This window comes from Pararhizobium sp. DWP1-1-3 (genome assembly GCF_049896125.1).
Lineage (GTDB): Bacteria > Pseudomonadota > Alphaproteobacteria > Rhizobiales > Rhizobiaceae > Pararhizobium.
In genome coordinates this window covers 111,114-127,775 of record NZ_JAFCTR010000001.1, presented here as the reverse complement: position 1 = coordinate 127,775, position 16,662 = coordinate 111,114, and the positions used below count along the sequence as shown (strand labels likewise).

The window sequence follows — 16,662 nt, the reverse complement described above, 5'->3', positions numbered from 1 at the left end:
AGGTGCACATGGGATCCACCGCACTGCTGCCCTGAAATCGTTCCGATGCGTGGCCCTCGTGCCAAGACATCAGGACCAGCACCGTGACCCGCATCCAGGCCAATCTCTTCCTGCTTCTATCCGGCGCCATCTGGGGAGCCGGTTTCGTCGCCCAATCGACGGCGATGGATTCGATCGGTCCGATGTGGTTCATCGGTCTTCGGTTTACCATTGCAACAGCGGTCGCGGCACCCTTGGCTTTGTGGGAGCATCGCAAGGCAGAAGTGCCGATGCCCAAATCCAGCATCCGCAATTTTCTCTGGATAGGGCTTGCGCTGTTTGCCGGCGCGATGACGCAGCAGCTTGGTCTCATGACCACCAGCGTCACCAATTCCGGCTTCCTGACAGGTCTCTACGTCGTGTTCGTGCCGATCCTGACGGTCGTGTTCCTGCGCCGCAAGCCGCATTGGGTCATCTGGCCGGCGGCCGGATTGGCGCTGTTGGGCATTTTCCTTCTCAGCGGCGGTACACTTTCCGGTTTGAACAACGGCGATTTTCTGACGATCATCTGCGCTGCCTTCTGGGCGCTTCAGGTGATGCTGGTCGGCATTTTCGTCGGCAGTACCGGCCGGCCGATGCTGCTCTGCGTGGTGCAATTTGCCGTCTGTGCCGTTCTCGGCTGCCTGGCCGGGGCGACGTTCGAACCGCTCGATATGACCGCGATCACCAACGCACTACCCGAAATCCTCTATGCCGGCCTCTTTTCCAGCGGTATCGGCTTCATCTGCCAGGTGGTCGGCCAGCGCTACACGACCGCGCCGCAGGCAGCGATCTTCCTGTCGAGCGAAGCGTTGTTTGCAGCCCTGCTCGGCGTTCTGCTTCTGGGCGAAACCATTACCATGGTGGGCTATATCGGGTGCGCGACGATCTTTGCCGCCATGCTGATTGCCGAGATCGTGCCCGAATTGACGAAATCCAAGCGCATCGCCGCCGGCGCCTGATACTGCGCCAGTAGTATGGGCACAGCGTTCTCGCCTTCGGGCGTATTGCATTAGGATGCCGACACGTACCAAGTTTTATCAAACGGTTAATATTCAAAATCCGCAATGGAGCAGCCTGCGTTACCTTGGCCGGCTGCGACACTCTCGGCCGCAAATGGCTCAAAAACGTGCATCTACATAAAAATTCTAATATTTTCAGTTATTTACAGTATATCATCAGGAGAACCACATTTTTCGGCAGTTGATTGCTTTTTAAACAAACCAAAACGGCACACTTGTTTCAAAAAACTTTTGCTTGCCAATTTAAAATAAACACAGCAAGCTTACTGTGTTCGGGCAATTTGCGAACACGGGAAGACCTTTATATTCACGCGCGCCGGACACGCACAATATTCCGGGCAGTTGGGCAAAAACGGAGTTTTTCGATGACTGGCTGCAATAACAGGACCCTTTCCTCATAGTCGAGAACTGCCTGCCGCGCGCCCTTCGGGGCAAAACATTGTAATGCTGCCCGCCGCATCCGGGCAGAGGAAAAAGGACCTGACGTATGGCCGAGACTGGCATTGTTAAATTCTTCAACACCGACAAGGGCTTTGGTTTCATCAAGCCGGATAATGGTGGGGCAGACATCTTCGTGCATATTTCCGCAGTACAGGCTTCGGGCCTGAACGGACTATCGGAGAACCAGAAGGTCAGCTTCGACACCGAACCGGATCGCCGCGGCAAAGGCCCGAAGGCGGTCAACCTGCAGGTTTCGGGCTAAACAGCCGGGTTTCGTGCAACAGATCGACGTTGAAGCCCGGCCTCGTAGCCGGGTTTTTTTATTCAGCCTGCGTTCAGTTTCGCCATAGTAATCTGGCTTCATCATCAAGGACTGAAGTGTCCGGCCGAAAACAGGATCGAATCAATGAACAAGGTTATCAAAGCTGCCGTTCTTGCCCTCGCCACCGCAGCGACGGTCATCCCGACAGTATCGTCCGCACAGGCTGAGGACTGGGGCCGCCGCGGCTATCGTCATGGTGGCTACGACCGGGACTATCGCCGCCACAATAACGGCGACGCTGTTGCGCTCGGCGCACTTGGCCTGGCTACCGGCGTGATCATCGGCGGCGCAATTGCCAGCCAGCCGCGCTATCAGGAACGGGTCTATATCGATCCGGAACCCGAATATTATGAGCCCCGTCCGGTCTATCGCCGCCCACGCCCGGTGGTCGTTCGCAATTACGGCGGACTGGAGCCTTGGACACCCGGCTGGTACCGGTATTGCTCGCAGCGTTACCGCTCGTTCGATTCGCAGTCCGGCACGTTCCGCGGTTATGACGGCCGGGACTATTTCTGCCAGGCTGGCTGAGGCTAAAAGCAATACTTCACTGAAAAGGCACGCGCTGACCGGCACGTGCCTTTTTTGTTGTCCCGGCCTGCGGCACAGGATCGATGCCGGTCTTTAAAGGCCGCGCAGATAAGGATTGGTCCGGCGCTCCTCGCCGATCTGACCGCCGGGGCCGTGACCGCAGATGAAGCCGACACTATCGCCAAGCGGCAGGATCTTGTCGCGGATGGAATCGAGAAGCTGCTGATGGTTGCCGCCCGGCAGATCGGTGCGGCCGATCGAGCCGCGAAACAGCACGTCGCCGACATGGGCAAAACCCTGTTCGCGGTTAAAATAGACGACATGCCCAGGCGCATGGCCGGGGCAATGCAGAACCTCGAAGACATGCTCGCCGAAGGACACGGTATCGCCATCCTCCAGCCACCGGTCCGGCAGCACATTCTCGACCTTCATCGCCAGTCCGAACTTTTCAGCCTGTGTCTCCAGCTTTTCGAGCAGGGGCAGATCGTCCTTGTGCGGGCCGATAATATCGAGGTTCAGGGCGTCCTTCAGTTCCTTGGCACCGCCGGCATGGTCGATATGGCCGTGGGTCAGCCAGATCGCCTTCACCGTGATGCCGTTTTCCTTGATGGTCTGCAGGATCAGATCGACATCGCCGCCCGGATCGACGACAACGCCTTCCTTGGTTTCGGTATCGAACAAAACAGTGCAATTCTGTTGGAAATGGGTAACCGGGATAATGCCCGCCTGTAACATGCCGCTATGCCTCGCTGTCTCACTCGTTGAACAGCATATAGAACGGACGCGCAGCAATGAAAACGGCAAAGACAGGTGCACAAGCACAGAGTAATCGCGAGAGAAATCAGGCGCGGCTGACGCGGGCGAAATCGCTTAGCGTATGTCCGCCAGTTCGATGGCTACCGGCAGCGGCGCCTGAAAATTGATCGTCGTCATCAACAGCGCGAAAACCGCGAGCTTGGCGGCAATGACGGTGACGACGACCGGGCGCAGCTGGCGCGCGGTCGAATAGTGGTCTTCGGAAACGGTCGGCTGCATGTTCGTACCCTCTCTTGTGGCGTGTAAACACCGGGATTTCCCAAAAGTTCCGGTAAAGCGGAACGATTTCAGTATTTTGTAATTTGGAGATATGCGCAGTTCCAATGGGGACAGCGGAATGAACAAAGCCTCGTCCGACAGACCCCGCCTGCTTCACTGAAAACGGATCGCGCGGGAAATTCGGCAACTGGGAAATCTGTCGCCGGTGAATGGGCAAAACACGCGTCCGCCTCACCATCCTATTCCCAGGACAACGGCATGCACAGGCTCTCCACCTGAAGGCGACTCTCGGCAAAAAACTCTTTTCGCAGTTGCGAAATTGACTCGTGCGAATTTTCGCCTCAACCTGCACATGCCGGATCGACGGCGTGCCAGGTGAGTCCGGGGGGCCGGACGCCGGTGGCGGACACGGGAGCAGCAAGCAATGGAAGCATTACTGCCTATCATTACGCAATTGATTGCCGGCGCAGCGGGTGGAAACGCGGCCGGCGCCGTTCTCAAGCAACAGGCACTCAGCGTTGTCGTACGGACCATCGTCGGTGCGATCGGCGGCCTTGGCGGCGGGTTTCTCGTCCAGATGCTGGGTGGCGAGGCTGCGGCCGCCGGGCTGATCACCCAAGCCATCGGCGGACTTGTCGGCGGTGGTGTCCTGACCGGGCTTGCCGGCTTGGTCATGGGCAAAAGCCGAGCCTGACACACGGATTGCGATCCGTACCCGATCGCGTCAACGCACCAAATCTCAGCAACAAGAAAAGGCGGCTCATCGGCCGCCTTTTCTTAATGCGCATCGGAGCCGCCGATTATTCTGCAGCGGCAGCGACCGGATAGACTTCCTTCATGTAGTCGTTCATCAACGTCTCGGAAATCGTCGCCGGCTTGAACGTATAGGGGCCGATCTCGGAGACCGGCGTCACTTCAGCTGCAGATCCGGTGAGGAAGCATTCCGAGAAATCGGCAAGCTCTTCCGGCATGATCACCCGTTCGACCACCTGATAGCCACGGCGCTTTGCAAGCTCGATGACGGTCTGGCGGGTGATGCCGTTGAGGAAGCAGTCCGGAACCGGCGTATGAATGACGCCGTCCTTGACGAAGAAGATGTTGGCGCCGGTCGCCTCTGCCACTTGCCCGCGATAATCGAGCATCATCGCATCGGCGTAGCCCTTGGCTTCCGCGGCATGCTTGGAAATCGTGCAGATCATGTAGAGGCCGGCGGCCTTGGAGGCGCAGGGTGCGGTCTTCGGATCAGGCCGGCGATATTCGGCGATGTCGAGGCGGATGCCCTTCAGCTTTTCGGCCGGATTGAAATAGCTGCCCCACTGCCAGATGGCGATGGCAACGTTGATGCGGTTGCTCTGGGCCGAAACGCCCATCATTTCCGACCCACGCCAGGCGATCGGACGGGCATAGGCCTCGGAGAAGCCCTGGCGCTTCAGGAGCTCGACGGTCGCCACATCCAGTTCCTCGACCGAATAGGGTATCGTGAACCCGAGAATTTCAGCCGACTTGTGCAGGCGCTTGTTGTGCTCGGTGAGCTTGAAGATGCGGCCACCATAGGCGCGCTCGCCTTCGAACACGGCGCTGGCGTAATGAAGCCCATGGGTCAGCACATGGATCTTGGCATCCTTCCAATCGACGAATTCACCGTTGAACCAGATTTGCCCGTCCAACTGATCAAAAGGAACTGATGCCATCGTCTCATCCCTTGGCGTCCACGCGCCATTCTTGTGTTGATTGTCTTCCCTGTTCCCATTTATCGGCAAACGCCAGCCAGGGAAATCCGCTATGATGAATTTGGATTGGCGATCGGCGCGGCGCGGCCTATCTTCACAGACAAGCAAGCGCCGGGAGTTCGCCCTTCTGCGGTCAAAGGCTTAACAATGACGAAAAAATATGTCAATATGACTGACGTATTTTTCCGAATGTTTCGTAAAGTGCACTGTAATTGAAAGGAAACGACTGCGTGGCAGGACAGCCGAACCAGAAAACCGACACCGAAACGTCCGCATCCGGGACAGACACGATCGAAGCGGTCGATTTTGAGATTATCGAGCTGTTTTTCTTTGCCTATCGGGATTTCACCTCCGACCCCGACGTAATTCTCGAAAAGCGCGGCTTCGGGCGCGCGCACCACCGTGTCCTGCACTTCGTCGATCGCGAACCTGGCATGACGGTTGCCGACCTGCTCGAGACGCTGCGGATCACCAAGCAGAGCCTCGCCCGTGTTTTGAAACAGCTCATCGATTCAGGGTATATTCATCAAGTCGCCGGGCCGGAGGATCGCAGGCAGCGCAAGCTCTATACAACGAAGGAAGGCAAGACGTTCGCAAGAGCCTTGGCCGAGCCACAATCGCGGCGCATCGCCGAGGCCATGGAAAAAACCGGTCCCGGCGCACGCGAACTGGTCAAACGCTTCCTGGCCGGCATGAAAAATGCCGATGAAAATTGACGCCCGGCAGCAACAGCCGGCCTATACCAGATGACAGGGCCCACGACAGATGACAAAGACGATCAGGATCGACGACGATGCCGCCCATCTGCTGGTCGTGGATGACGACCGCCGGATCCGTGATCTTCTCAACCGCTATCTGATGGAGAAGGGATTTCGCGTCACCACGGCCGCGGATGCCGACCAGGCGCGCCGCAAGCTCGAAGGCATCGACTACGACCTGTTGATCGTCGATGTGATGATGCCCGGCGAGACAGGGATTTCGCTGACCCAGAGCCTGCGCAAGATCAAGACCGTGCCGGTGATCATGCTGACGGCGCTCGCCGAATCCAATGCGCGCATCGAGGGCCTGGAGGCCGGCGCCGACGATTATCTGCCCAAACCGTTCGATCCGCGCGAACTGGTGCTGCGCATCAACAATATTTTGCGGCGCAATGCACCGGCCAAGGCGCCCAAGGTCGAACAGGTCATCTTCGGCCCCTTCACCTTCTCGGTGGTGCGCAAGGAACTGCGGCGCGGCGCCGACCATATCCGGCTGACCGATCGCGAGCAGGAGATCATGATGCTGTTTTCGCAGCGCGCCGGCGAGACCATCCCGCGCCATGAGCTGGTCAGCGACGAGTCGGAAGTCGGTGAACGCACTATTGACGTGCAGATCAACCGCCTGCGCCGCAAGATCGAGGATGACCCGTCCAATCCCGTCTGGCTGCAGACGGTCCGCGGCATCGGCTACCGGCTGAGCGTGGACTAATCCTATGAGCATCCGGCTGGGTATCCATGGCGAGCTTTGACATCCTGCGGCGCTCCCGCGCGCAAACCGGCGATAGCACCTGGAAGCGCTCCATGCGCTGGCTGCGCCGGCGATTGCCGATAGGGCTCTATGCCCGCTCCCTGCTGATCGTCATCATCCCGATGGTTCTGCTGCAGTCTGTCGTTGCCTTCGTCTTCATGGAGCGGCATTGGCAGTTGGTGACCCAAAGGCTGTCTGCCGCGGTGACCGGCGATATCGCCGCCGTCATCGACCTGATCGATAAAATGCCGGCCAGCGACTATGCCGATGTCATCCAGATCGCCCGCGACCGGCTCAACCTGCGCATCTCGATCGAGCCGGATGGCGAATTGCCGGCGCCGCGTCCAAAACCCTTCTTCGAAATTCTCGATCAGATCCTCAGCGAGGAGATTTCCGACCAGATCCGCAAGCCGTTCTGGATCGATACGGTGGGCAATTCGGACCTCGTCGAAGTCCGTATCAAGCTCGACGACAAGCGTATCCTGCGTGTCTATGCGCGCCGCAGCCAGGCCTATGCGTCCAACACCCATATCTTCATCGTCTGGATGGTCGGCGCCTCGCTGGTGCTTTTGACCATTGCCATCCTGTTCCTGCGCGGCCAGATCCGGCCGATCCTGGCGCTCGCCAAAGCGGCGGAGAGTTTTGGCAAGGGCCAGAAGATCGACGACTTTTCTCCGCGCGGCGCCGAAGAAATCCGCCGGGCGGGCCTCGCCTTCATCCAGATGCGCGAGCGTATCGAGCGGCAGATCGAGCAGCGCACGGCAATGCTGACCGGCGTGAGCCACGACCTCAGAACCATTCTCACCCGTTTCAAGCTGCAACTGGCCCTTGCCGGCGACAGCGCCGATCTCGACAACCTCAACCAGGATGTCGAGGATATGCAGAGCATGCTGGAAGGCTACCTCGCTTTCGCGCGCGGCGAAGCGGAGGAGGATGTCGGGCAATTGAAACTCAGCGACCTCATGAACCGGCTGACGCTCGAGGGCGAACTGCATGAAAAGACGGTCACGACCTCGGTGGAAGGCGACGACAATATTCGCGTCCGTCCCAACGCCTTCACCCGGCTGGTTGCCAATCTGGCATCCAACGCCTACCGCTACGCCAGCACCGTCCATATCGATGCCAAGCACAGCAGCAAATGGCTGACCATCACCGTCGACGACGACGGTCCCGGCATCCCCGAACGATCACGCGAAGACGTCTTCAAACCATTCTTCCGGCTCGACGAGGCCCGCAATCTCGACAGTTCAGGAACGGGCCTCGGCCTTGCCATTGCGCTGGACATCGCCAGAAGCCATGGCGGCAATGTCACGCTGTCGGATAGCCCGATGGGTGGATTGAGAGCCGTGGTCCGGGTTCCCGTATGATCACCTAGACGGTTGATCTGCCGACGCAGTTGTTATTCCAGCGATCTGCATGCAGTCATCTGGCCAGGCTTAAGGTCGACAACAACTTCTTCGCCTTTTTCGCCCTTTTGGCCGCCGTTTTCGGAGGAATACCCCGTTTCGTAACCTGAGGCAGTGATGCACCAAGACCAAGAATACGCCCTGATGCCGTGCATCATCAGAAACGACTCGGTCTGCCATTCGCGAACTGTCGGGAATCCCGCACGTCCCTGTTCGTCAGTTTGACGGGTAAAGCGAAGTTCTGAACCATGAGGTTGGAAGTTGGAGATGTAGGTCACCAAAGCACCCGCCATCGGCTTACCGTGCTCATTTTGAACCAAGAAGCTCTGTCCACGCTGAACAGTTTTATAAACTGGATAGGGGACGCAGCCTTGCACCGAAACCGCTATTGCGACGTGCAGAACACTATTCCGCACATTTCGAAGGCAACGGAAAATAAGCGCTCCGTTAACGGATCTCCTCACCGCGAATAGGTTCCGGTCATCCCGCGCCGTTCGTTGAACCGGTGCCAGGCGTCAATACGTTTCGGGTGCTTTGCCCGCATGACGTCGAGCGGGGCGAGAAGCCGCCCTTCCCTTTGCCAGTGCGCGTCGAAAATCTCGATGATGCGGCGGTTCGGCCATGGCTTGTTGACGATCGACAGCAGCGCCGCAAAAGCCTCCTCCTCGCGGCCAGCGCCAAAGCGGTGAGCAAGGATTCCGTAGGCAAATGCAGTGGAGCGGCTGACGCCCGCATGGCAATGCACCAGGATGCGGCTGTCCTCCCGTTCGATGGCAGGAAGAACGGCATCGAAGAAGGCCGTGACCGCATCCGGAAAATGGCCAGTCGCCAGCGCGTTTTCCTGATCGCGCAGCCGCACCACATGATGCTTCGCATTGGTAATGCGCGGAACGTGCTCTTCGGCCAGTTCCGGATCGAGCAGCGAAACGACATGCGAGGCCGACCAGTCGCCCGCGACCAGGGCCGCATCGCGCAGGCAGGTGACACGGACGAAGTCTCGAACGGCACTGAGGTTCATCAGCAATATCCCTGGAAGAAATTCTCTACAGCAGCCGCTTGCCGTTCGGAACCGGCTTGTCGGTGGCGGCAAGCACGATCGCGCCGGCCTCGTCCTCGAAACCCAATGTCAGGACTTCCGAGCGGAACGGGCCGATCTGGCGCGGCGGAAAATTGACGACGCCGAGCACCTGGCGGCCGACGAGGCTTTCCGGCGTGTAGTGGGCGGTGATCTGCGCCGACGATTTCTTGAGGCCGATCTCCGGGCCGAAATCGATGACGATCTTGATGGCCGGCTTGCGCGCTTCCGGAAAAGGCGATGCCTCGACGATCGTGCCGGTGCGAATATCGACACGCTCGAAATCGGCATAAGCGATGGTCTCGGTCATGGAAAAAGTCCTGAATTAACCGGCCAGTTCTTCCGCCCGCTTGCGGGCTGCGGCAATCGCTCTGTCGAACAGAGGCTGCATGCCGTCATCGGCCATGAGAATGTTGAGCGCCGCCGCCGTGGTGCCGCCCGGAGACGTCACGTTCTGGCGAAGTTTTGAGGCGTCGTCGGGGGACTGATGCAAAAGCTCACCAGCCCCCGCGACGGTTTCCCGTGCGAGCCGCATGGCAAGGTCCGCCTGAAGACCGGCCTTGCGGCCAGCCTCCGCCATGCACTCGACGAGATAGAATACATAGGCCGGGCCGCTGCCCGAGACGGCGGTAACGGCATCGATATCGGCTTCGGTTTCGACCCATTCGACCGGGCCCGACACTTTCAACAGGTTGTGAACGAGGTCCCGCTGAGCCGCTGATACTGCACCGTTGGCAAAGGCGCCGGTAACACCACGGCCGATCATCGCCGGCGTATTCGGCATCGCCCGCACCATGGCGGCATCGCCGAGATGCGATTGCATGAAGGACAGCGTCGTACCGGCGGCAACGGAAACCACTACCGTTTCAGGGCCAACAAGCCCTTTCAGCGGCGGCAGCACGGTGCCCATCATCTGCGGTTTGACCGCGAGGAACAGAACGCCGGCCTTGAGGTCCGCAGGCGCGGAAGTTGCGTGGCGTGCACCGTTATCAGAGATCAGCTTGGCCATGGCAGGCGGCGGACCGGGATCGATCACCAGCAGATCGGCACCGGAGATGCCGCTCTTCAGCCAGCCGGCGAGCATCGCGCCGCCCATATTGCCTGCACCGATGAGAACGATCGGACCCGACGCACGCACAGCCATCGTCATGCCTCTCCGACGGTTTCGAACATCACGGCCTCGACGGCGGTCTGTGCATCGACCCCCGACCAGACGACGAACTGGAAGGCCTGGAAATAGGATTCGCACGCTTCAAGCGCGCTGGACAGCAGAACTTCGACCTGCTGGTTGGTCGGCTCGGCACCGCCTGCAAGCAGCAGCGACTGACGGAAGATCACCACGTCTTCCTGGCGCCAGAGATCGAAATGACCCATCAGCACCTGACCGTTGATATGGGAGAGCAGCCGGATCACTTCGTTGACGCGGCTTTCGGGAACCTTGATGTCGAAGGCGCAAGCAAGATGCAGCGCCTCGAACTCTTCCATCCAGGAGAAGGAGACGTGGTAATCGGTCCACTTCCCTTCCACTGTCATGGCGATTTCGTCCTCGCCGGAGCGCTCGAAGGACCAATCATTATTGGCCGCGACGAACTCGATCATATCGACCGGGTTCGATTGGCGCTCAAGTTCCAGTTCCATCAGGCTCATGCATCACCCCAAAAGTCCTGGTGCAGACATGCATCATCGTGTTCACACACAAGGCTGCAAACTCAAACACCAGAAACAAACACTTATGATTACCGGAAACACGACCATCCTGGCTGACATACCCTGCCCGGAGCTTGCGTGATCCGTTTCGAATCATCATTTAAAATCAGTGTATAATGCCGGAGTCCGCATGAAAGCCCCCCGGGTGAAAAATAGCGCCGGTGGTTGTGGATAGGCTCTCTTAAATTGATTCAGCACCCGTTCTTAAACGACTCTGCCATAAGCGTTTTTCGGCAGTGTCCACAGGGTGAAAGATTTATGAAAAATGCCGCCCGGGCGCCCCTGAAAAAGAGCCCCCTTGTACCGTCCCGGGACACCTGCCCCAAATATCGATCGGCCGCGGTGGCCCAGTGGGGGCCACCGCGTTGATTATGCTTACTTGCCGGTATCGGCGAGCCGCGCCTCAAGGGCTGCGATGCGGGCCAGAAGCGCGTCGTTTTCGTCGCGCGCCTTCAGAACCATTTCGCGCACGGCTTCGAACTCCTCGCGCTTGACGATATCCATGGAATTCAGCAGCCGTTCGCCCTGGGCACGAAAAACGGTTTCCATTTCCTTGCGCACGCCCTTGGCCGCACCCGCAGCGTCCGTCATCAGCTTGGCAAAATCATCCAGAATGCGGTTTGCGCCTGTGCTCATCGTCTCGGTCTCCGGTGTTTGGCGTCCATCGCCCACCATGCGGGCTTGAAGAGGAGGTAGGAGCACATGCGGACCGATGCAAGGAAAAATACCGGTGATGTCAGCCTTTCGTGAACGCGGCTCGCCTTGACCCTGCCTTGCCGCAAGGCCATGTTCCGGCAAACAACCAGTGGAAATGAAGCAAGACCTTGGAAACAATAGCGACACTCTTCTCGATCATGCCCTTTCCGGAAATCGATCCGGTGCTCGTTTCCATTGGCCCGCTGCAGATCCACTGGTATGGCCTGGCTTACGTGGCAGGCATCCTGATCGGCTGGCAATATGCCCGCAGACTGGCGCGCAACACCGCATTGTGGCGTAACGGGTCGCCGGCCGTCACCGAAGCGCAGCTCGATGACTTCCTGCTCTGGGTTGCAGCCGGTATCGTCGGCGGCGGGCGCATCGGTTACATCCTGTTCTACGACCTGCAAAGCGTGATTGCCAACCCGATCCGGGCCTTGGAAATCTGGAATGGCGGCATGTCCTTCCATGGCGGCCTGATCGGCACGATGATTGCCATGATCCTGTTTGCCAAGCGCAACAGGATCGCCGTCTGGAGCCTGTTCGATATCGTCGCCGCCGTCGTGCCGATCGGCCTGTTCTTCGGCCGTGTCGCCAATTTCATCAATGCCGAATTGTGGGGCCGGTTATCGTCTGCGCCTTGGGCCGTCGTCTTTCCGACAGGTGGCCCTTTCGCCCGTCACCCGAGCCAGCTGTACGAGGCTGCGCTCGAAGGCCTCGTGCTGCTGACGGTCCTTGCCGTGATGATCTATTACCGCCACGCACTGAAAACCCCGGGGCTGGTCTGCGGCATCTTCGTGACCGGCTATGGTCTGGCACGCATCTTCGTGGAGTTCTTCCGCGAGCCGGACGCGCAGCTGGGCTATCTTCTGGGCGGCTGGCTGACAATGGGCATGCTGCTGTCGGTGCCGATGGTGATGATCGGTCTGTGGGCCATCCTGCGGGCCCGCCGCGCCACCGCGACCGCGTGAAGGGGCCGACATGACCACGCCGCTTGCGGAAAAGATCAAGGCCATCATTCTTGCCAACGGCCCGATCAGCGTGACCGACTATTTTTCGCTTTGCCTGGCCGATCCGGAACATGGCTACTACAGGACGCGGGAACCCTTCGGCCAATCCGGCGATTTCATCACGGCGCCGGAGATCAGCCAGCTGTTTGGGGAAATGCTCGGCATCTTCCTCGTCCAGGCATGGCAGCGGCACGGTGAACCTGTACCGGTCAATATTGTCGAGATCGGTCCTGGCCGTGGCACGATGATGGCCGACATCCTGCGCGTCGTCGCCAAACTGTCCCCCCGTCTCTATGAAGCGGCCAATGTCCATCTGGTCGAAACCAGCGAGCGGCTGCAGAAGGTTCAGCAGCAGACGCTGGTCGCCCATAAGTTCAAGATTTCCTGGCATGACGGCTTCGACACTTTGCCGGACGGCTTTCTACTTCTGGTGGCCAACGAACTGTTCGACGCCATCCCCATCCGGCAGTTCGTCAAGACGGCGCAAGGGTTCAAAGAGCGGCTCGTCGGCCTTGATGCGGACGGCGAACTGGCGTTTGCGGCGGGCGTGGCCGGCATCGATCCGGACCTGCTTCCCGCATCCGCACCGGCCGCTCCCTCCGCGACAGTGTTCGAAAGCGCCCCTGCCCGCGATGCGGTGATGGCAGCGCTTAGCGAGCGTATCCGCACCCATGGCGGAACGGCCGTGATCATCGATTACGGCCATTTGGCAACCGGTCTCGGCGACACGCTGCAGGCGGTGCGCGATCATCAGTTCGATCCGCCGCTTGCCCATCCGGGGCTGGCCGACATTACCAGCCATGTCGATTTCGAACAGCTTGCCCGCAGAGCGGTGACCGAGGGTTTGCAGATCAACGGGTTGAGCTACCAGGGCGATTTTCTGATCGCACTTGGCCTTGCCGAACGGGCCGCAGCCCTTGGCCGCGACAAGAGTGCCGAAACACAGGAAAACATCCGTGCTGACGCTGAACGGCTGGCCGGCGCCGGCGAAGGGAAAATGGGCGAATTGTTCAAGGTTCTGGTTGTCAGCAGCCCGAATGTGGCGCTGGTGCCCTTCCAAAAATAGCCGCTGCCAGGAAGCGCCGGCGACGTCCGCTGTCGTTTCGGTGGATTGACAGAGGCCGCCCCTTAAGGCCAACATCCGGCCAAATCACCTGGGCTGACGCAGCCGCCACGCCCGGAAAACCCACCGCATTGCAGCATATCGAAAAGGCAAAGCAACCGATGAAGGATGATGCCTTGCTCTCCCCTGTGCAAAGCCCGCTTCTCTCCGCAAGGGCAGGAAATGCCATCAGGCATGGCTATTTCACCCGTGAAGGTGGCGTCTCGGGCGGCATCTATCAGGGCCTCAATGTCGGGCTCGGATCGAGCGACGACCGCGCCCACGTCGAAGAAAACCGCGCCCGGGTCAGCGCTTGGTTCGGTGCTGCGCCACAAAAATTGGCAACGGTGCATCAGGTCCATTCGCCCGACACCATCATCGTCGATGCCAGTTATGACGGCAGGCGCACTGAGGCCGACGCTCTGGTGACCGCGACGCCCGGCCTCGTCATCGGCGTGCTGTCGGCCGATTGCGGCCCCGTCCTGTTTGCCGATGCCGAGGCCGGCGTGATCGGCGCCGCGCATGCCGGCTGGAAAGGCGCGCTGACTGGTGTGCTCGAAAGCACGATCGTGGCGATGATCTCTCTGGGTGCCCGCCGCGAACATATCGCCGCAAGCCTTGGCCCATCGATCAGCCGCCGGAATTACGAGGTCGGCACCGAATTCGTCGAGCGGTTTGTGGAGAAGGACCCCGGCTACGCGGCCTTCTTCACGCCCTCGCCGCGCGAGGGTCACGCCATGTTCGACCTGCCGGGACTGACCACCAGGCGGCTGACCGATGCAGGCGTCACGGCCGAAAATCTCGACCTTTGCACCTATGCGGACGAGGAGCGCTTTTTCTCCTACCGCCGCAAGACCCATCGCAGCGAGCCGGATTATGGCCGGCAGATTTCTGCAATATCCATACGGGAGGCATGACATGGCACTGCATTTTACGCAGGATGAATTTTCGGCGCGGCTGGAACGGCTGACGGCCAAGATGAAGGAAGAGAAGCTGGCCGCCATGCTGCTGTTTGCGCAGGAAAGCATGTATTGGCTGACGGGCTATGACACGTTCGGCTACTGTTTCTTCCAGACGCTGGTGGTCAAGGCCGACGGTTCGATGGTTCTTTTGACCCGCTCGGCCGATCTGCGCCAGGCCAAGCACACATCCAACATCGAGCGCGTTGAAGTCTGGGTGGATCGCGTCAACGCCGATCCGACTATGGATCTGAAGAACCTGCTCAGCGATCTCGACCTGCTCGGCACCCGCATCGGCATCGAATATGATACCCATGGCATGACCGGCCGCACTGCCCGGTTGCTGGACCAGCAGCTGACGAGTTTCGGCGAACTGGTCGATGCCTCACTGCTGGTCAGCCGCCTCCGCCTGGTAAAGAGCGCCGCAGAGATCGTCTATGTCGAAAAGGCGGCAAGCCTTGCCGACGACGCGCTGGATGCCGCCATTCCGCTGATCCATGCCGGCGGCGGCGAAGCCGCCATCCTGGCCGCGATGCAAGGGGCCGTCTTTGCCGGCGGCGGCGACTACCCCGCCAACGAATTCATCATCGGCTCCGGTGCCGACGCCCTGCTCTGCCGCTACAAGGCCGGCCGCCGGACGCTGGACGCGCAGGACCAGCTGACGCTGGAATGGGCCGGCGTCAGCGCCCACTATCACGCCGCCATGATGCGCACCGTCGTGATCGGCGAGCCCACCAACCGCCACCGCGAACTGTACAGCGCCTGCCGCGACACCATCCAGGCCATCGAGATGGTTCTCCGCCCCGGCAATACGTTCGGCACCGTGTTCGACGTGCACTCCAAGATCATGGATGAGCGCGGCCTCACCCGGCACCGGCTGAACGCCTGCGGTTACTCGCTCGGCGCCCGCTTCTCGCCGTCATGGATGGAGCACCAGATGTTCCATATGGGCAATCCGCAGGAGATCACGCCCGACATGTCGCTGTTCGTCCATATGATCATCATGGACAGCGACAGCGGCGCGGCCATGACGCTCGGCCAGACCTACCTGACCACGGACGGCGCGCCGAAGGCATTGTCGCGCTATGGGCTGGACTTCATCTCTGCTTAGGAAAATTGATCTATCGTCCTTTTGAACGGCGGAAGAAGCTGGGGCCTTCAAGGCATTCCGTCACCGAGGAACCGGACGGTAGGACAATGCACAAGCTGATCATGCTTTTTGCGAGCCTTGCAATGATTGCCGCCCTGACGGGCTGCAACAGCATGGACGACCTGACCCCGCAGGTCGATGTCGGTGCAGGCACGTTCCGCTCCCCTCCGGTCAACCAGTCCGATCTCGATTCCATGCAGACGGTTGACGTCGCGCCACAGGCATCGACGCCGGTGCAAAGCACGCAGCTTTCAGCACCCGAGCAGGAGGGATTTTCGGAAGGCCCGAGCGGCACCGTGATGGCGCAGGGCGATTCCGACTATACCGATCCGGCCGGATCGCTCGATGCGCAGGCCAGCCGTTTGCAGCAAGGCGAGATCCCGGTGCAGGAACGGCAGGTGTCGCGCCGCCCCGTCGCCGCCGAACCCGCAGACACGGCCGATGACCAGGATACTGCGGCGAACGGGCAGGCAAGCGAACCCGAACAACAGGCGGCCGAGCAGGAGCCTCAGGACCAGCCTCCGCAAAAGTCTGCGGCCATCGCCCCTGCGGCGACAGCCGGCACGATCCGCTTCCTGCCGATCATCGGTGCGCCGGTCGAGGTCGTCACGCCGCTCTCCAAACAGCTCGGCGCCGAGGCCCGCTCTCACGGCCTGACGATCAAGGCTGCATCCGACACCAGTAGCCAGCATATCCTCAAGGGCTATTTCTCGGCACTGAACGACGGCGGCAAGACGACCGTGGTCTATGTCTGGGACGTGCTTGACGGCACAGGCAACCGGCTGCACCGCATCCAGGGACAGGATACGGTGAACGCGACCGCCGCCAATCTCTGGTCCGTCGTACCGCCACAGACGATGCAGGCGATCGCCACGAAGACCATCAACGAGTATTTGAGCTGGCGCGACGGCAATGCCGGCTAAGCACCGGGCAAAACGGAAAATCTGGCCCTTTG

At 60.0% G+C, this 16,662-nt stretch carries 21 protein-coding genes; 12 read left to right on the top strand and 9 right to left on the bottom strand.

Annotated features, from left to right (window positions below):
* Positions 1-83 precede the first annotated feature (83 nt).
* The 3 genes from ACP7BS_RS00600 (at position 84) to ACP7BS_RS00590 (ending at position 2,331) form a co-directional block, all read left to right on the top strand.
* Entirely contained in the window at positions 84-980 is an 897-nt protein-coding gene (locus ACP7BS_RS00600) for a DMT family transporter (RefSeq protein ID WP_426235268.1), read from the top strand.
* Between the two features lie 547 nt (positions 981-1,527).
* Positions 1,528-1,743, top strand: coding sequence for a cold-shock protein (locus tag ACP7BS_RS00595; RefSeq protein ID WP_037098666.1), 216 nt, complete (start codon positions 1,528-1,530; stop codon positions 1,741-1,743).
* A gap of 144 nt (positions 1,744-1,887) precedes the next feature.
* The gene (locus ACP7BS_RS00590; RefSeq protein WP_426227280.1) at positions 1,888-2,331 is read left to right on the top strand and encodes a BA14K family protein; all 444 of its coding nucleotides are present in this window, start codon (positions 1,888-1,890) and stop codon (positions 2,329-2,331) included.
* 93 nt (positions 2,332-2,424) lie between these two features.
* Here the strand turns inward: ACP7BS_RS00590 and ACP7BS_RS00585 are convergent, their stop codons facing one another.
* Together ACP7BS_RS00585 and ACP7BS_RS00580 are read right to left on the bottom strand one after the other, a co-directional pair.
* Complete coding sequence (locus tag ACP7BS_RS00585) at positions 2,425-3,066, bottom strand: MBL fold metallo-hydrolase (RefSeq protein WP_426227278.1); 642 nt, start codon at positions 3,064-3,066, stop codon at positions 2,425-2,427.
* 135 nt (positions 3,067-3,201) lie between these two features.
* Positions 3,202-3,366 carry a hypothetical protein gene (locus tag ACP7BS_RS00580; protein ID WP_426235266.1) on the bottom strand — a complete coding sequence of 55 codons (165 nt, stop codon included), beginning with the start codon at positions 3,364-3,366 and terminating at the stop codon, positions 3,202-3,204.
* Positions 3,367-3,790: 424 nt separating this feature from the next.
* Here ACP7BS_RS00580 and ACP7BS_RS00575 point away from each other — a divergent pair, with 424 nt between their 5' ends.
* A complete protein-coding gene (locus tag ACP7BS_RS00575; protein ID WP_426122376.1) occupies positions 3,791-4,060 on the top strand; it encodes a hypothetical protein in 270 nt (89 codons plus the stop codon).
* A 106-nt stretch (positions 4,061-4,166) separates the two neighbouring features.
* Here the strand turns inward: ACP7BS_RS00575 and ACP7BS_RS00570 are convergent, their stop codons facing one another.
* A complete protein-coding gene (locus ACP7BS_RS00570; RefSeq protein WP_426227274.1) occupies positions 4,167-5,057 on the bottom strand; it encodes a branched-chain amino acid aminotransferase in 891 nt (296 codons plus the stop codon).
* A gap of 329 nt (positions 5,058-5,386) precedes the next feature.
* Between ACP7BS_RS00570 and ACP7BS_RS00565 the strand changes: the two genes are divergently transcribed.
* Genes ACP7BS_RS00565 through ACP7BS_RS00555 form a run of 3 tightly spaced genes read left to right on the top strand, consistent with a single transcriptional unit; the run spans position 5,387 to position 7,969 of the window.
* Entirely contained in the window at positions 5,387-5,812 is a 426-nt protein-coding gene (locus ACP7BS_RS00565; RefSeq protein ID WP_426228492.1) for a MarR family winged helix-turn-helix transcriptional regulator, read from the top strand.
* Between the two features lie 49 nt (positions 5,813-5,861).
* Positions 5,862-6,563 carry a response regulator gene (locus ACP7BS_RS00560; RefSeq protein WP_426227273.1) on the top strand — a complete coding sequence of 234 codons (702 nt, stop codon included), beginning with the start codon at positions 5,862-5,864 and terminating at the stop codon, positions 6,561-6,563.
* Between the two features lie 26 nt (positions 6,564-6,589).
* A complete protein-coding gene (locus ACP7BS_RS00555) occupies positions 6,590-7,969 on the top strand; it encodes an ATP-binding protein (protein ID WP_426235264.1) in 1,380 nt (459 codons plus the stop codon).
* Positions 7,970-8,001: 32 nt separating this feature from the next.
* Here ACP7BS_RS00555 and ACP7BS_RS00550 read toward each other — a convergent pair whose 3' ends face one another.
* From ACP7BS_RS00550 to ACP7BS_RS00525, 6 genes are all read right to left on the bottom strand, one after another.
* Entirely contained in the window at positions 8,002-8,328 is a 327-nt protein-coding gene (locus ACP7BS_RS00550; RefSeq protein ID WP_426235262.1) for a hypothetical protein, read from the bottom strand.
* 140 nt (positions 8,329-8,468) lie between these two features.
* Positions 8,469-9,026, bottom strand: a complete 558-nt coding sequence (locus ACP7BS_RS00545; RefSeq protein ID WP_426235260.1) for a protein tyrosine phosphatase — start codon at positions 9,024-9,026, stop codon at positions 8,469-8,471.
* Between the two features lie 25 nt (positions 9,027-9,051).
* Complete coding sequence (locus tag ACP7BS_RS00540) at positions 9,052-9,393, bottom strand: tRNA-binding protein (protein WP_426235258.1); 342 nt, start codon at positions 9,391-9,393, stop codon at positions 9,052-9,054.
* A gap of 15 nt (positions 9,394-9,408) precedes the next feature.
* Positions 9,409-10,227 carry a pyrroline-5-carboxylate reductase gene (gene proC / locus ACP7BS_RS00535; protein ID WP_426235256.1) on the bottom strand — a complete coding sequence of 273 codons (819 nt, stop codon included), beginning with the start codon at positions 10,225-10,227 and terminating at the stop codon, positions 9,409-9,411.
* 2 nt (positions 10,228-10,229) lie between these two features.
* A complete protein-coding gene (locus ACP7BS_RS00530) occupies positions 10,230-10,730 on the bottom strand; it encodes a YbjN domain-containing protein (RefSeq protein WP_426227261.1) in 501 nt (166 codons plus the stop codon).
* Positions 10,731-11,165: 435 nt separating this feature from the next.
* On the bottom strand, positions 11,166-11,426 hold the full coding sequence (locus ACP7BS_RS00525) for an accessory factor UbiK family protein (protein ID WP_426235254.1): 261 nt from the start codon (positions 11,424-11,426) through the stop codon (positions 11,166-11,168).
* 188 nt (positions 11,427-11,614) lie between these two features.
* Here ACP7BS_RS00525 and lgt point away from each other — a divergent pair, with 188 nt between their 5' ends.
* From lgt to ACP7BS_RS00500, 5 genes are all read left to right on the top strand, one after another.
* A complete protein-coding gene (gene lgt / locus ACP7BS_RS00520) occupies positions 11,615-12,457 on the top strand; it encodes a prolipoprotein diacylglyceryl transferase (RefSeq protein ID WP_426235252.1) in 843 nt (280 codons plus the stop codon).
* A gap of 10 nt (positions 12,458-12,467) precedes the next feature.
* Positions 12,468-13,562, top strand: a complete 1,095-nt coding sequence (locus ACP7BS_RS00515) for a class I SAM-dependent methyltransferase (RefSeq protein WP_426235250.1) — start codon at positions 12,468-12,470, stop codon at positions 13,560-13,562.
* Between the two features lie 158 nt (positions 13,563-13,720).
* The gene (gene pgeF, locus ACP7BS_RS00510; RefSeq protein WP_426236427.1) at positions 13,721-14,515 is read left to right on the top strand and encodes a peptidoglycan editing factor PgeF; all 795 of its coding nucleotides are present in this window, start codon (positions 13,721-13,723) and stop codon (positions 14,513-14,515) included.
* Between the two features lies 1 nt (position 14,516).
* Positions 14,517-15,668, top strand: coding sequence for a M24 family metallopeptidase (locus ACP7BS_RS00505; protein ID WP_426235248.1), 1,152 nt, complete (start codon positions 14,517-14,519; stop codon positions 15,666-15,668).
* 86 nt (positions 15,669-15,754) lie between these two features.
* Complete coding sequence (locus tag ACP7BS_RS00500; RefSeq protein ID WP_426235246.1) at positions 15,755-16,630, top strand: hypothetical protein; 876 nt, start codon at positions 15,755-15,757, stop codon at positions 16,628-16,630.
* The last annotated feature ends 32 nt before the right edge of the window (positions 16,631-16,662 follow it).

Coding starts and splice junctions, on each gene's coding strand:
- ACP7BS_RS00595 (WP_037098666.1), top strand. CDS start 1,528: ATGGCCGAGACTGGCATTGTTAAATTCTTCAACACCGACAAGGGCTTT.
- ACP7BS_RS00590 (WP_426227280.1), top strand. CDS start 1,888: ATGAACAAGGTTATCAAAGCTGCCGTTCTTGCCCTCGCCACCGCAGCG.
- ACP7BS_RS00585 (WP_426227278.1), bottom strand. CDS start 3,066: ATGTTACAGGCGGGCATTATCCCGGTTACCCATTTCCAACAGAATTGC.
- ACP7BS_RS00580 (WP_426235266.1), bottom strand. CDS start 3,366: ATGCAGCCGACCGTTTCCGAAGACCACTATTCGACCGCGCGCCAGCTG.
- ACP7BS_RS00575 (WP_426122376.1), top strand. CDS start 3,791: ATGGAAGCATTACTGCCTATCATTACGCAATTGATTGCCGGCGCAGCG.
- ACP7BS_RS00570 (WP_426227274.1), bottom strand. CDS start 5,057: ATGGCATCAGTTCCTTTTGATCAGTTGGACGGGCAAATCTGGTTCAAC.
- ACP7BS_RS00560 (WP_426227273.1), top strand. CDS start 5,862: ATGACAAAGACGATCAGGATCGACGACGATGCCGCCCATCTGCTGGTC.
- ACP7BS_RS00555 (WP_426235264.1), top strand. CDS start 6,590: ATGGCGAGCTTTGACATCCTGCGGCGCTCCCGCGCGCAAACCGGCGAT.
- ACP7BS_RS00545 (WP_426235260.1), bottom strand. CDS start 9,026: ATGAACCTCAGTGCCGTTCGAGACTTCGTCCGTGTCACCTGCCTGCGC.
- ACP7BS_RS00540 (WP_426235258.1), bottom strand. CDS start 9,393: ATGACCGAGACCATCGCTTATGCCGATTTCGAGCGTGTCGATATTCGC.
- proC (WP_426235256.1), bottom strand. CDS start 10,227: ATGGCTGTGCGTGCGTCGGGTCCGATCGTTCTCATCGGTGCAGGCAAT.
- ACP7BS_RS00530 (WP_426227261.1), bottom strand. CDS start 10,730: ATGAGCCTGATGGAACTGGAACTTGAGCGCCAATCGAACCCGGTCGAT.
- ACP7BS_RS00525 (WP_426235254.1), bottom strand. CDS start 11,426: ATGAGCACAGGCGCAAACCGCATTCTGGATGATTTTGCCAAGCTGATG.
- ACP7BS_RS00515 (WP_426235250.1), top strand. CDS start 12,468: ATGACCACGCCGCTTGCGGAAAAGATCAAGGCCATCATTCTTGCCAAC.
- pgeF (WP_426236427.1), top strand. CDS start 13,721: ATGAAGGATGATGCCTTGCTCTCCCCTGTGCAAAGCCCGCTTCTCTCC.
- ACP7BS_RS00505 (WP_426235248.1), top strand. CDS start 14,517: ATGGCACTGCATTTTACGCAGGATGAATTTTCGGCGCGGCTGGAACGG.
- ACP7BS_RS00500 (WP_426235246.1), top strand. CDS start 15,755: ATGCACAAGCTGATCATGCTTTTTGCGAGCCTTGCAATGATTGCCGCC.